At 63.6% G+C, this 12,829-nt stretch carries 13 protein-coding genes; 8 read left to right on the top strand and 5 right to left on the bottom strand.

The window, feature by feature from the left end; all coding sequences use genetic code 11:
* Nucleotides 1–28 precede the first annotated feature (28 nt).
* Together G7047_RS12205 and G7047_RS12200 are read left to right on the top strand one after the other, a co-directional pair.
* Nucleotides 29–439 carry an OsmC family protein gene (locus G7047_RS12205; protein WP_166305544.1) on the top strand — a complete coding sequence of 137 codons (411 nt, stop codon included), beginning with the start codon at nucleotides 29–31 and terminating at the stop codon, nucleotides 437–439.
* 12 nt (nucleotides 440–451) lie between these two features.
* Nucleotides 452–1,354, top strand: a complete 903-nt coding sequence (locus G7047_RS12200; RefSeq protein ID WP_240939467.1) for a pirin family protein — start codon at nucleotides 452–454, stop codon at nucleotides 1,352–1,354.
* 9 nt (nucleotides 1,355–1,363) lie between these two features.
* Here the strand turns inward: G7047_RS12200 and G7047_RS12195 are convergent, their stop codons facing one another.
* Nucleotides 1,364–2,152 (bottom strand): sulfurtransferase, encoded by a 789-nt coding sequence (locus tag G7047_RS12195; RefSeq protein WP_166305541.1) that lies wholly within the window; start codon nucleotides 2,150–2,152, stop codon nucleotides 1,364–1,366.
* 49 nt (nucleotides 2,153–2,201) lie between these two features.
* On the bottom strand, nucleotides 2,202–3,875 hold the full coding sequence (locus G7047_RS12190; protein WP_166305538.1) for a SulP family inorganic anion transporter: 1,674 nt from the start codon (nucleotides 3,873–3,875) through the stop codon (nucleotides 2,202–2,204).
* A gap of 147 nt (nucleotides 3,876–4,022) precedes the next feature.
* On the opposite strand from G7047_RS12190, the gene G7047_RS12185 reads away from it, so the two are divergent.
* Both G7047_RS12185 and G7047_RS12180 read left to right on the top strand, forming a co-directional pair.
* The gene (locus G7047_RS12185) at nucleotides 4,023–4,487 is read left to right on the top strand and encodes a BON domain-containing protein (protein ID WP_166305535.1); all 465 of its coding nucleotides are present in this window, start codon (nucleotides 4,023–4,025) and stop codon (nucleotides 4,485–4,487) included.
* A 74-nt stretch (nucleotides 4,488–4,561) separates the two neighbouring features.
* A complete protein-coding gene (locus G7047_RS12180) occupies nucleotides 4,562–5,797 on the top strand; it encodes a PLP-dependent transferase (protein ID WP_166305532.1) in 1,236 nt (411 codons plus the stop codon).
* Nucleotides 5,798–5,812: 15 nt separating this feature from the next.
* Here G7047_RS12180 and G7047_RS12175 read toward each other — a convergent pair whose 3' ends face one another.
* The gene (locus G7047_RS12175; protein WP_166305529.1) at nucleotides 5,813–6,451 is read right to left on the bottom strand and encodes an arylesterase; all 639 of its coding nucleotides are present in this window, start codon (nucleotides 6,449–6,451) and stop codon (nucleotides 5,813–5,815) included.
* A gap of 47 nt (nucleotides 6,452–6,498) precedes the next feature.
* Here G7047_RS12175 and G7047_RS12170 point away from each other — a divergent pair, with 47 nt between their 5' ends.
* Nucleotides 6,499–7,209, top strand: a complete 711-nt coding sequence (locus G7047_RS12170) for an ABC transporter ATP-binding protein (protein WP_166305526.1) — start codon at nucleotides 6,499–6,501, stop codon at nucleotides 7,207–7,209.
* A gap of 171 nt (nucleotides 7,210–7,380) precedes the next feature.
* Here the strand turns inward: G7047_RS12170 and sstT are convergent, their stop codons facing one another.
* Nucleotides 7,381–8,601: a serine/threonine transporter SstT gene (gene sstT / locus G7047_RS12165; RefSeq protein WP_166305523.1), complete on the bottom strand. Its 1,221-nt coding sequence runs from the start codon at nucleotides 8,599–8,601 to the stop codon at nucleotides 7,381–7,383.
* A 185-nt stretch (nucleotides 8,602–8,786) separates the two neighbouring features.
* On the bottom strand, nucleotides 8,787–9,461 hold the full coding sequence (locus G7047_RS12160; RefSeq protein ID WP_166305520.1) for a TetR/AcrR family transcriptional regulator: 675 nt from the start codon (nucleotides 9,459–9,461) through the stop codon (nucleotides 8,787–8,789).
* 96 nt (nucleotides 9,462–9,557) lie between these two features.
* Between G7047_RS12160 and G7047_RS12155 the strand changes: the two genes are divergently transcribed.
* The 3 genes from G7047_RS12155 to G7047_RS12145 are packed head-to-tail and all read left to right on the top strand — an operon-like array spanning nucleotide 9,558 to nucleotide 12,826.
* Nucleotides 9,558–11,183 carry a 4-hydroxyphenylacetate 3-hydroxylase family protein gene (locus tag G7047_RS12155; protein WP_166305517.1) on the top strand — a complete coding sequence of 542 codons (1,626 nt, stop codon included), beginning with the start codon at nucleotides 9,558–9,560 and terminating at the stop codon, nucleotides 11,181–11,183.
* 49 nt (nucleotides 11,184–11,232) lie between these two features.
* The gene (gene rlmB / locus G7047_RS12150; protein ID WP_166305514.1) at nucleotides 11,233–11,985 is read left to right on the top strand and encodes a 23S rRNA (guanosine(2251)-2'-O)-methyltransferase RlmB; all 753 of its coding nucleotides are present in this window, start codon (nucleotides 11,233–11,235) and stop codon (nucleotides 11,983–11,985) included.
* 25 nt (nucleotides 11,986–12,010) lie between these two features.
* Nucleotides 12,011–12,826 (top strand): NAD-dependent deacetylase, encoded by an 816-nt coding sequence (locus G7047_RS12145; RefSeq protein WP_371813869.1) that lies wholly within the window; start codon nucleotides 12,011–12,013, stop codon nucleotides 12,824–12,826.
* The last annotated feature ends 3 nt before the right edge of the window (nucleotides 12,827–12,829 follow it).

Below are 12,829 nucleotides of genomic sequence, written 5' to 3'. Positions count from 1 at the left end.
TCGAGCTCAGTCAACAAGAGAGGAAGCAATGACAGTCGAACTTGAACGCATCCAGAGCTCGCCGATGGCGGCCGAGCTGCGCATTCGCGAGCACGTGCTGCGCATTGATGCTCCGCTCAAGGAGGGGGGCGAGGACACGGGGCCCGAGCCGCATGACCTCTACGATGCGGCGCTGGCTTCGTGCAAGGCGCTCACTGTGCTTTGGTACGCGCGTCACAAGGGTTGGACAATTGGTGCGTTGAAAACCCAGGTGGAGCGCGATGCGAGTGATGAGCGCGCGGGCACATATCGTCTGGCCGTGCGCATGCAGGTCGAAGCGGATCTGAGCGAAGCGCAATGGGCCGAACTTCAACGTGCAGCCGAGAATTGCCCGATCCACAAACTCATGACCCGGGTGACCACGGAGATCTCAACCGAGATCGCGCGTGGCGTAGCCTGACTTGGCGCGATCATGATGAACAGCACCACGCCACTGCGTCTGTCGGGACATGTAAAGGATCTCGGCGGAGGCTTCGTCGTGCGCCGCATGCTGCCGTCGTTGCAATGCCGGGCGATCGGGCCATTCATGTTCTTCGACCATTTCGGGCCGGTGACGGTCACGCCTCAGTCGCAGATCGACGTGCGTCCGCATCCGCATATTGGCCTGGCGACAGTGACTTATCTGTTTGAAGGCGCGATGATGCATCGCGACAGCCTCGGCTCCGAGCAGCTCATCGAGCCGGGTGCGATCAATTGGATGACGGCGGGGCGCGGCATTGTGCATTCGGAGCGCAAGCCGCAGCATCTGGCCGCCACCAGCTACACCAACCATGGCATCCAGCTCTGGGCCGCGTTGCCGCTGTCTGACGAGCAGACACAGCCTTCGTTCACGCACACTCCGGCATCGCGCATTCCGCAGCTCCATGTGGATGACGCCGAGGTGCGCGTGCTCATCGGCTCGGCGTTCGATCACCAGTCGCCCGTGAAGACGCTCACGGAGACACTGTACATCGACATTCAGCTCAAGCCAGGTGGCGGCATTGAGCTGCCTGCGTGTCTCAACGAGACCGCGATTTACACCGTGGACAATGATGCAATGCTTGGCTGCGAATTCATTCCTCGCCACACGCTCGCAGTGCTCGATCCGCACCACGTCTCACAGATCGAGAACACGTCTAGAACCAGTTCCTTGCGGCTGATGGTGATCGGCGGCATGCGGCTTGATGCGCCGCGCCACCTGTGGTGGAATTTCGTTGCGAGCGACACGGCGCTGATCGAGCGCGCCGCGCAGCGCTGGGAAGATCGCACTATGGGCAGCGTGCCCGGTGACGATGAACTCATTCCGCTGCCGGAGCGCTACGTTCGTCGTCGCTGATTCATCGGACTATTTGGCGTCGTCGGCGCCCGCGTTGGCCACGTTCACCGCTTCGCTATGCATCCGAGGAACGCTGCTTAGATCGACCCCCAGCGCCTCGCGCCGATCGAACACGAAGCAGCCGCCGTGGTAGTGCGCGCCATCGGTCAACTCGAAATACTTGAGGATGCCGCCTTCGAGCTGGTAGACGTTGTCGATGCCTTCGTTCTGCATCAGGATCGCGGCCTTCTCGCAGCGGATGCCACCGGTGCAGAAGCTCACCACCGTCTTGCCTTCGAACTCGGCCTTGTGCACACGCAGGGCGTCTGGAAACTCGGTGAACTTGGTGATGCGCCAGTCGATCGCATTGTCGAAGGTGCCTTCATCGACCTCGAAATCATTGCGCGTATCGAGCGTGACCACCGGACGGCCCGCGTCGTCGTGTCCGGCTTCCAGCCAGCGGCGCAGGGTTTCGGGTGTGACGGCGGGTGCGCGTCCGGATGCGGGGCGGATCGTCGGCATGTTCATGCGGATGATCTCGTTCTTCACTTTCACCAGCATCTTGCGGAACGGCTGGTGATCGGACCAGCTTTCCTTGGGCTCGAGTGTCGCGAAACGCGCATCTTGCTTGAGCTCGGCGATGAAGCCGCGCACCTCATCGGCATCGCCTGCGAGGAACATGTTGATGCCTTCTTCTGCAATCAGGATCGTGCCTTTGAGTCCGGCGTTCACCGCGCGCTCGTGCAGCACATCGCGCAAGGCCTCGGCATCGGGAAGGGGAACGAAAAGATAGGAAGAAATATTCAGTACCGGATTCACGGCGGGATCCAAAAATGTGAGGTGGCAAGCGACAACAGCGAGGGCGCAATTATCCTTCAGAGCGCCTGCACAGGGCCGCCAGCGTCTCGGTATCCGTACGGTAGAGCGCGAGATTCGTGTCCGGCCCCAGCGCCCCTGCGCGCTCGAGACGTTGCTCGACTGGCAGTTTGAGGCCGCTCAGAATCAGCATGCCGCCACGTTTCTGCATTTGCGAGCGGAGGCGCAGGAAGGTCTCCACGCCGGTGATGTCGATGCGGTTGATGGGGGCGGCGAAGATGCACACGTCGCGCACGTCGGGGCGCTTTTGAAGCTCACTCGTGATGCGCCGCTCGAGTGACGCAGCACTCGCGAAGTCCAGCTCCGCATCCATGCGCAGGGCCAGCAGATGGGGTGCGAGCGTCGGCAGTTGCCACAGATGGCGGTCGCGCAGACTGCCGTCGGGATGCTCCCCGACCTCGATGATGCGCGGGTGCATGCGCTGGTAGAGAAAGAAGCACAGGTTGGCCACCACGCCCGCAAGCACGCCCCAGTAGATACGCGGCGCGGTGGCGATGGTGATCACGAAGGTGACGATGCCGATGCCTGCCTCCATGCGCGAGATCTTCCACAAACGCAGCAGTTCGCCGGGCTTGAACAGGCCGGTCACGGCCGTCACGACCACGGCGGCCAGAACGGCGTCCGGCACATGGTAGAGCTCGGGCATCAGCCAGAGCAGCGCGACGAGCACCAGCGCGGTGGCGAACAGGTTGGACCAGCCGGTTTGCGCACCCGCGTACATGTTGAGCGCGGATCGAGAAAACGACGCACTGGTGGCAAAACCGCCGGAGAAACCGGAGCTGATCTTGGCCAGACCCTGTGCGACCAAGTCCTGGTTTTCGTTCCACTGCGTGCCTTCGCGCTGATGCTCGATCTTGGCGCTTGAAGCGGTTTCCAGAAAGCTCACCAGAGCCACCATCATCACCGGCAGAATCAGCGCGCCGAACTCGTCGAACGTGAGCCACTCGGGCAGATAGGGATGCGGGAATCCCGAGGGCAGGTGACCGATCACATCGCCACCGCCATCCGCAAAGCCGATGGCCCAGCTGATGAGGCCCGCGCCGGTGATCACCAGAATGGCGCCCGGAAAGGTAGGTCGGATCTTCTTGGCGAGCGAGAGCGCGACCACGCTGCCAATGCCGAAGGCCAGTGCGATGTAGTCGAAATGGTGGATCGACGGATTGCTGAAGACCGCATGCCAGGTCGTTCGCATGCCGAGCAGGGCGGGCAACTGCGACAGCAGAATCAGCAGCGCTGCAGCCTGCGTGAAGCCCGTGAGCACTGGTGAGGTAATCAGGCTCATCAGCCAGCCGAATCGCGCAAGGCCCACCACGGTCTGCAGCAGGCCGGAGAGGATGGCCAGCCATACCGCAAGCGACACCCAGTGCGCGCTGCCAGGTTCGGCCATGCCGGTGAGCGAGGCGCCGATCAGCAGACTGGTGAGCGCCGTGGGGCCGACGCCCAGCCGCGTCGATGAACTGAACAACACGGCGACGATGGCCGGAATCAGCGACGCGTAGATGCCGGTCACCAGCGGCATGCCCGCGAGCGCCGCGTAGGCTACGCCCTGCGGCACCAGCATCAGCCCGACGGTCATGCCAGCAATGAACTCACCCTTGAGCAGGGACTTGGTGGGGCGGGGCCAATTCAGGAACGGCAGCCATTGGCGCAGAGTGTGCAGATTCATTGCGGATGATTGTCTCTGTAGTCTTTGCTGGATGCCATTGGCGCAAGGAATTGTCCTACAAAGATAGTTGTAACACGCGAACCCATGCCTGGCGGGTCACAGCCTAAAGTGAGGACTTCTGTATTTTTGTTCGAGGGGTATCACTCCATGAAGTTCGCAACCATTGAAGATCGCAACATCCTCAAGCGCGGTGCCGCAGTGGCGCTGGCTGCCGTGCTCTGCGCAGGCTTGGCCGCGTGTGACAAGAAGCCGGGTGAGCCGACGGCCGGCCAGAAGCTCGACACGGCGGTGTCGAAGACCGAAGCCGCAGCCGATGAAGCCAAGCAGAAGATGGAAATCGCAGCGAAGGATGCCAGTCAGGCTGCTCAAAATGCTGCGAGCACTGCAGGTGCGGCGCTGGATGACACCGCCATCACAACCAAGGTGAAGGCCGCGTTTGCATCGGATCCGAACCTGAGCGCCGTGCTCATTTCCGTCGAAACCAAAGACGGCGTGGTGACGCTGTCGGGTCCGGTGAAGACCGCCGGTGATGTGGCGCATGCCGCAAGTCTGACTCAGGCGGTGGAAGGGGTGAAGAGTGTCGTCAATGAACTGAAACCCACTAACGGGTGAGTCCGCGCAGTCTCGACGCTTGAGTATTTCCCCGTGAGGCAGCGCCAGGCTGGTCTGAGCGCTACCATCGGGGGATGACTCAAGCGCCATCCTCCAAAGACATCGTCACCGACTTGATCCACCACGGCTACGAGGCCCCCGGCGGCTTCGCCGCGCCGCAGCCCCCGGTCTGCAAGGCCTCGACCGTGTTCTTCCCCAACGTTGCCGCGATGCGCGACTTCGACTGGAAGGACAAGTCCGCCTACACCTACGGCCTGCACGGTACGCCGACGAGCTATGTGCTCGAAGAGCGCATCGCATCGCTCGAAGGCGGTCTGCAGTGCCTGCTGGTACCCAGCGGTCTCGCGGCGATTGCCACGGTGTCGCTGTCGTTGCTCAAGCAAGGCGACGAGGTGCTGATTCCCGACAACGCCTACGGTCCGAACAAGTCGTTGGCCGAGGTTGAACTCAGGCACTTTGGCATCAGCCACCAGTATTTCGACCCACTGAACCCTGCCGATCTCGCGGCCAAGATCACGCCCGCGACCAAGCTGGTGTGGCTGGAAGCGCCCGGCTCGGTCACGCTCGAATTCCCCGATCTGCTGGCGCAGGTGCGCAGCTGCCGCGAGCGCGAGGTGCTCTCCGTGCTCGACAACACCTGGGGCGCGGGCCTTGCGTTCCCGGCGTTCGATCTGCTTCGCGACGGCGGTAGCCTCGGCGTCGACGTGTCGGTGCATGCGCTCACCAAATACCCGAGTGGCGGCGGCGATGTGCTGATGGGCAGCATCACCACGCGCGATCTGTCAGTGCACATGAAGCTCAAGCTCACCCACATGCGCATCGGTTTCGGCGTAGGCATGAACGATGTGGAAGCCGTTCTGCGCTCGTTGCCGAGCATGGCGCTGCGTTATCACGCGCACGACAAGGTAGCGCGCGAACTCGCGCAGTGGATGGGCACGCAGTCGTCGGTGGTGCAGGTGCTGCATCCGGCGCTGGCTGGTTCGCCCGGACACGAGGAATGGAAGGCGCTGTGCAGCACGCCCGAAAATCCGGACGGCGCGGCCGCTGGCCTGTTCAGCGTGGTCATCGACCCGAAGTTCTCGCAGGAGCAGATCGACCGCTTCTGCGACAGCCTGCAGTACTTCAAGATCGGCTACAGCTGGGGTGGCCCGATCAGCCTCGTCGTTCCCTACGAGCTGCCAAGCATGCGCAGCCTGCCGTCATCGGGTCTCAAGCAGGGCACCATCGTGCGCTTCTCGATCGGCCTTGAGGCCGCGCGTGACTTACAGGCCGATCTGGCGCAGGCGCTCAAGCTCGCCTTCGGCGCGTGAAGTTCAATTTAATTACTACTTCAACAGCGGCTTGAGCACCGGCCACACATTGCCCAGCAAGAGTGGCTGTGCGGTCGCGTTGGGGTGAATCCGGTCCGCTTGAAAGAGGCGGGTCGGGTCCGCATCATCGGCCACGCCCTTGAGCAGGAAAGGCACCAGAGCGGTCTGGTACTTCTTCGCCACGGCCGGAAACACCTCGCCGAACTGCTGCGTGTACTTGCCGCCGTAGTTTGGCGGCACCTGCATGCCGACCAACACCACCTTGGCACCGGCCTTCTGGGCCTGTTCGGTCATGAAGGAGAGGTTGTCGTCGGTGTTCTTGAGCGGCAGGCCGCGCAGCGCGTCGTTGGCACCCAGCTCCAGTATCACATGCGTGGGCTGATGGGCCTTGAGCAGCGCGGGCAGGCGCGAGCGGCCGCCGGATGTGGTGTCGCCGCTCACGCTCGCGTTGACCACCCGGGCGTTGAGCTTGTCGGAGGCGATCTGCTTTTCAAGCAGCGTCACCCAGCCCGTGCCACGCGCGAGGCCGTATTCGGCGCTGATCGAGTCGCCCACCACCAGAATCGTCGCAGCGTGGGCTGGCGCGGCCTGTGCGCCGCAAGCCCACGCGGCGCATGTGAGCACCATGCTCGCGATACAGTCTCGTCGATTCATCGCTTGATCTATCCTTTGTTGCCAGTCATTCCAGCCTGAGAGTGTCCATGACCGATTCCAGTTCCGCCAAAGCAGCCTCCGTCACCGAACCGATCATCGCCGTCGATCACGTCTACAAGTCGGTGGAGGATTCGACGGGCTCGCTGGACATTCTGCGCGATATCGATTTCCGGCTCGCGCCCAAGGAGACTGTGGCCATTGTTGGCGCGTCGGGTTCGGGCAAGAGCACGTTGCTGTCGATCATCGCGGGGCTGGACACTCCCACCAAAGGCACGGTGCGCCTTGCGGGGCAGGAGCTGTTCGCGCTCGATGAGGATGAACGCGCCGCGCTGCGCGGGCAGAAGATGGGCTTCGTGTTCCAGAGCTTTCAGCTCATGGGCAATCTCACAGCGCTGGAAAACGTGATGCTGCCGCTCGAACTCGTGGGCGACCGCAGCGCCCGCGCGCAGGCCCAGGAGATGCTCGCGCGTGTGGGGCTGGGCCAGCGTTTGAACCACTATCCCAAGGTGCTCTCGGGCGGCGAGCAGCAGCGCGTGGCGCTGGCGCGCGCCTTCGTCGTGCGACCGGCCGTGCTGCTGGCCGACGAGCCCACGGGCAGCCTCGACTTTGCGACCGGCGAGACCATCATGCAGCTGATGTTCGACCTCAACCGCGAGCAGGGCACGACGCTGGTGATGGTCACCCACGACCGAGCGATCGCGTCGCGCTGCGACCGCCGCATCGTCATCGAGGCCGGACGCGTGGCCTCGATGGACTAAGAGCGTGTTGACGATCTCCACGCGGTCTTGCAGGCGCGGCCTCGGGCGGTCTGCTGCGTTGCAAATCCTCGCTTGTAGCACGAGCTATTGCTGCGGTTTGCGCCTTGCAGCCCATCCCGATCCGCATCCTGCAAGCCTCGCGCTGAGATTGTCAACACGCTCTAGGCTGAATCAGGCAACAGCTTTTCGCGCTGCGGCCATGCTGGCTGCGGCTGTGAAGATCACGTCCGTGGATGAATTCAGCGCGGTTTCGGTGGAATCTTGCAGGATGCCGATGATGAAGCCTATGCCCACGACCTGCATCGCCACGTCGTTGGAAATGCCGAACAGGCTGCAGGCCAGCGGAATCAGCAGCAGCGAGCCACCCGCTACGCCCGATGCGCCGCAGGCGCAGACCGAGGCGACGATGCACAGCAGAAGCGCGGTCGGTACATCGACGTTGATGCCCAGCGTGTGTGCGGCGGCGAGCGACAGCACGCTGATGGTGATCGCGGCGCCTGCCATGTTGATGGTCGCACCGAGCGGGATGGCGACGCTGTAGGTGTCTTCGTGCAGCTTCAGACGTTTGGCCAGCGCAAGATTGATTGGAATGTTGGCTGCCGAGCTGCGGGTGAAGAACGCGGTCACGCCGCTCTCGCGCAGGCAGGTCAGCACGAGCGGAAAGGGGTTCCTGCGGATCATGAACCACACGATGACCGGATTGACCACCAGCGCCACGAACAGCATGCAACCCACGAGCACGATGAGCAGGTGCGCATAGCCCTTGAGCGCCTGCAGTCCCGCATCGGCGAACGTCGTCGCGACCAGCCCCAGAATGCCGATGGGGGCGAGGCGGATGACGAGCTGGATGATCTGCGTGACCGCATCCGACAGCTCCTGCAGCGTGCGCCGCGTGGTGACGCTTGCATGGCGCAGCGCCATGCCGAGGCCTACGGCCCAGGCGAGGATACCGATGTAGTTGGCTTCCGCAATCGCCTTGACAGGATTGCTGGTCAAGTTCATCAGCAGCTCCAGCAGCACTTCCGAGATCGAGCCCGGTGCCTTGGCCGCATTGGCCGGAAGGTCGAGAACCAGCGTGCTGGGAAACATGAAGCTCGCCGCCACGCCCACTGTCGCTGCCGCCAGCGTACCCACGGCATAGAGCGCCAGCACTGGTTTGATCAGCGTGTGCTCGCCCACTTTGTGGTTGCTGATGGCGGCGATCACCAGCACGAACACCAGCACCGGCGCGACGGCCTTGAGCGCTGCGATGAACAGCGTGCCGAGAATCGAGAGTTGTGCGGCAAGGCCCGGCGCAGCGAGCGCGATGACGATGCCAAGAACCAGCGCGAGAGCAATCTGGGCGACGAGACTGGTGCGTTGGAACCAGCTCACAACGGGAGCGAAAATCATGATCGGCAAATCCATGCCAGAGCCGCGTCGCTTGTGGTGGCGCGGCAGTGGGTGGTCCAGTGAAACCTGGAATGAAAAACACCGCGCGGATGGGGCGCGGTGCGAGCGGGACGGGGCCGAGATACAGCCACCGTGTGCCGTGATTTTACCGGGCGGGCCTATTCCCCGCTGCCGCTCGGGTTCGTTCAGCGGACAGCAGTGGCGGCGCGAGTGGCCAACTGCTGCAGATAGGCCGCGAACAGGTCGCTCGACTGCTGGCGGAACATGCGGATGCGACCCGTGTGGCTCAGCACCAGCAGCCCCACGACATGCGCGAACAGTGCGGTCACCTCCACGAGTGCGCACGCCGCATCCATGCCAAGGTCTTGCAGCGCGGTTTCGACCGGCGCGAGCGAGTCGCGCAGGCGCTGGTTGAGCCGCTCGTTGAGCTCAGCCGTGAGGCCACGCGGCTGCATGCCCTGGAAGAGATAGAAGCCCAGATCGAGGTCGCGCGGGTTGTCCGCATAGAACTGGTAGAACGCGCGGGCGGCGGCTTCAAGGCGCTTCTCTGCTTTCGGGGCAGATGGGGCGAGGGTGGCTTGCACCGCTGCATTCAACCGCTCCAGCGATTCGCCGAGCAGCGCCGCGTAAACCTCCTCCTTGCTCGCGAAATAGCTGTAGATCGCGCCGGGCGTGTACCCGGCCTGCTTGGCGATCTCGCGGATGCTCGTGCCTTCCAGTCCCAGCTCGAAGAACACCGTGCGCGCGGCACCCAGTACATGCTGGCGGCGCGAGTCGGACAGCGTTTTTTGGCGCGTGGGGCGGACGGCAGTGGATGCGGTCAATGGGGGCTTGGCGGCGGATGCGGCGGTTCTGGGCATGCCGCATTGTAGGTATTGTCGAATTTGTTGAACAGTGTTTAAATATTAAACGGTGTTCAATAACTCATGCCAACCACCCCGATGAAGGAGACAACAATGCAGATCGAAACCCTCGCGCCGGACCGTGCACGACTGATGTCCGGCGAGGAATACCGCGAATCGCTCAGGCGGCTCAAGCCCGTCGTCTATGTGAACGGGCAGCTCATCGACAGCGTAGTCGATGCGTCGTCGCTGCGCCCCGGCGTGAACGCGCTGTCGTTCACCTACGACTTCGCGCTGCGCCCCGAGGTGCAGCCCATGGCGCTTGCCACCCAGAGCAGCCGCAACCGCGTCGTCAACCGCATGCTGCATATCAACGAGTCCTCGGGCGATCTGCTCAACAAGCTCGAGGTGGTGCGCGTGATGTGCCAGGAGACCGGTTGCGCCCAACGCTATCTGGGGCACGACGCGCTCAACGGCATCGCCCAGGCCGTCGCTCACATCGACGATGCGCGTGGCGGCAATGAGCATCGCGAGCGCTTTGCGGCCTACCTCGCCGATGTGCAGGACAGCGACATCGCACTTGGCGTGGCGATGACGGACGCCAAGGGCGACCGCAGCAAGAAGCCGCACCAGCAGGCCAATCCCGACACCTATGTGCATGTGGTGAGCCGCGACGCGAAGGGCATCGTCATCAGCGGCACCAAGGCCATCGTGACCGGCGCGCCCTACATGCACGAGCTGCTGGTCATGCCCAGCCGCAACATGGGCCGCGAAGACGCGGACTTCGCCGTGTGCTGCGCCGTGCCGGTGGACGCCAAGGGTGTGACCATGGTCGCGCGGCCAGCGGGGCGGCCCGGCGACAAGGTCGAGCACGGTGCAGCGCTGTTCTCGCGCAAGTTCGGCCAGTCCACGGCGGTGGTCATTTTCGACCGGGTGTTCGTACCCTGGGACCGCGTGTTCTTCGAGGGCGAATGGGAGTTGAGCCATGTGCTCACCTACAGCTACGCCACCCACCATCGCCACAGCTGCATTGCGGCGCGCGCGGGCTTTGGTGATCTGCTGATCGGCGCGGGCGCGCTGATGTGCGAGGCCAACGGGCTCGATCCCGACGTGAAGAGCAATCTGCGTGAGCCCATGGTCGAGCTCATCAAGATCGTCGAAGGCTTTTTTGCCTGCGGCGTGGCGGCCAGCGTTTACGCGACGCAGGACGCGCACAGTGGCGGCTTCATGCCCGATGCGGTGTTCAGCAACATCGGCAAACTGCTGCTGGCTACCCAGATCTACGACATGCACCGCCTCGCGCACGAGGTCTCGGGCGGGCTGATCGTCGCGCTGCCGGGGCCGGACGAAGACCACAACCCCGCCACCGCCGCGAGCCTGGCCGAGGTGCTGCGCGCCAATCCCGATGTGCCGTACGACAAGCGCATCGAGGTCGCTCGTTTCATGGAGGACCTGACGGCGTCGTACCAAGCGGGCTGGTATTCGTTGATCAGCCTGCACGGCGGCGGCTCGCCCGCAGCGCTCAAGCAGGAGATCTGGCGCAACTATCCGCTTGGCAACAAGGTCGATCTGGTCGAGCGGCTGCTCGATCGTGGCGTGCTGGCCGAGAACGGCGAGCGCTCGAATACCCGCTCGATCACCCGCAACCGTCAGCCGGGCCGCTGCTGCGACACCGGCTGCACCACGCCCGGCCAGCCGGTGATGGTGCCGCTGCCCGAGTCCCGCAAGGGAGCGCAGTGATTTCCTTGGTCCTAAGATAGGAGATGCCCCGGCGCGGGATAATGGGGGCATGTCATCTTCCCCCAAAGTCCTGTTCGGCTTCCATGCCGTCGGCGTGCGCATGAAAACGGCGCCGCAATCGATCATCGAGGTTTACTACGAATCCACCCGCCGCGACGCGCGCATGCGTCAGTTCGTGGACCGTGCAAAAGAAATGGGTGTGCGACTGATCGAGGCCGATTCGCTGCGCATCGCCAAGCTCGCAGGTAGCCACGGCCATCAGGGCGTTGCCGCGCGGGTGCAGGAGATCGCGCAGGTGAAGTCGCTCGACGACCTGCTCGACCAGCTTGAAGCCGATGGCGTGAAGAACCCGTTGCTGCTGGTGCTTGACGGCGTGACCGATCCGCACAACCTCGGCGCCTGCCTGCGCGTGGCCGACGGCGCGGGCGTGCATGCGGTGATCGCCCCCAAGGACAACGCGGCGGGCATCAACGCCACCGTGGCCAAGGTGGCCAGCGGCGCGGCCGAGACCGTGCCGTACTTCATGGTGACCAATCTGGCGCGCACGCTCAATGAACTGAAAGAGCGCAACATCTGGTGCATCGGCACCAGCGGCGACGCCGACAAGACGATCTACGAGGTCGACTTGAAGGGCGCCGTAGCGCTGGTGCTGGGTGCCGAAGGCGACGGCATGCGCATGCTCACGCGCAAGACCTGCGACCAGCTGGTGTCGATTCCCATGAAAGGCGCGGTCGAAAGCCTGAACGTCTCGGTCGCCAGCGGCGTATGCCTCTACGAGGCGCTGCGCCAGCGGGGCGGTTGATCATTCTTACGGCGAAGTCTTCACCATGAGTAGCGAAGAACTTGCAGGGCAGACCGAGCAAGAAGAGTCCATGGCCGCCGCTGCCAAGCTGGTAGCGGCGGCCAAAAACATCGTGGTTCTGACGGGCGCGGGCATCAGCGCCGAATCTGGAATCCCCACTTTCCGCGACGCGCAAACCGGCTTCTGGGCCAAATACCGCCCTGAAGACATGGCATCGCAAACCGGCTATCGCGCCAATCCGACCATGGTCTGGCGCTGGTACGAATACCGACGCGAACTCGTCGCCAAGGTCGAACCCAACGCGGGCCACTACGCGCTCGCGGCTTTCGAAAAATCACACAAGTCAGGCACCTTCACGCTCGTCACCCAGAACGTCGATGGCCTGCACCGCCGCGCGGGCAGCGCTGACGTGCTGTGCCTGCACGGCAACCTGAACACCCAGAGCTGGCTCGACACCCCCAAGGACTGCTGCCACCTCGACCACGCCGAAGCAGGCGACCCGCCACACTGCGACCGCTGCGGAAACCTTGTGCGACCGGCCGTCGTCTGGTTCGGCGAAGCACTGCCTTACCGCGTGCTAGACGCCGCCCAAAAGGCCTCCGAGGCCTGCGATCTGATGCTGGTGGTCGGCACTGCCGGAGCGGTCTATCCAGCGGCGGGGCTGGCCCTTCTGGCGTCACGCATGAGGGCCAAGGTCATCATCGTGAATACCGCTCCCAGTGAGCTGGACGACGCGGCCGACCTGATCGTCCGCGCGCCTGCAACGGTTGCGTTGCCATGGATTCTGGGGGCTGGGCAGAAGTCCTTACCGCTCACCAAATATTCAGAGACTCCGTCATAGATC

Source organism: Diaphorobacter sp. HDW4A, from assembly GCF_011305995.1.
GTDB lineage: Bacteria > Pseudomonadota > Gammaproteobacteria > Burkholderiales > Burkholderiaceae_C > Diaphorobacter_A.
This window is presented reverse-complemented; position numbering and strand designations above follow the sequence as displayed.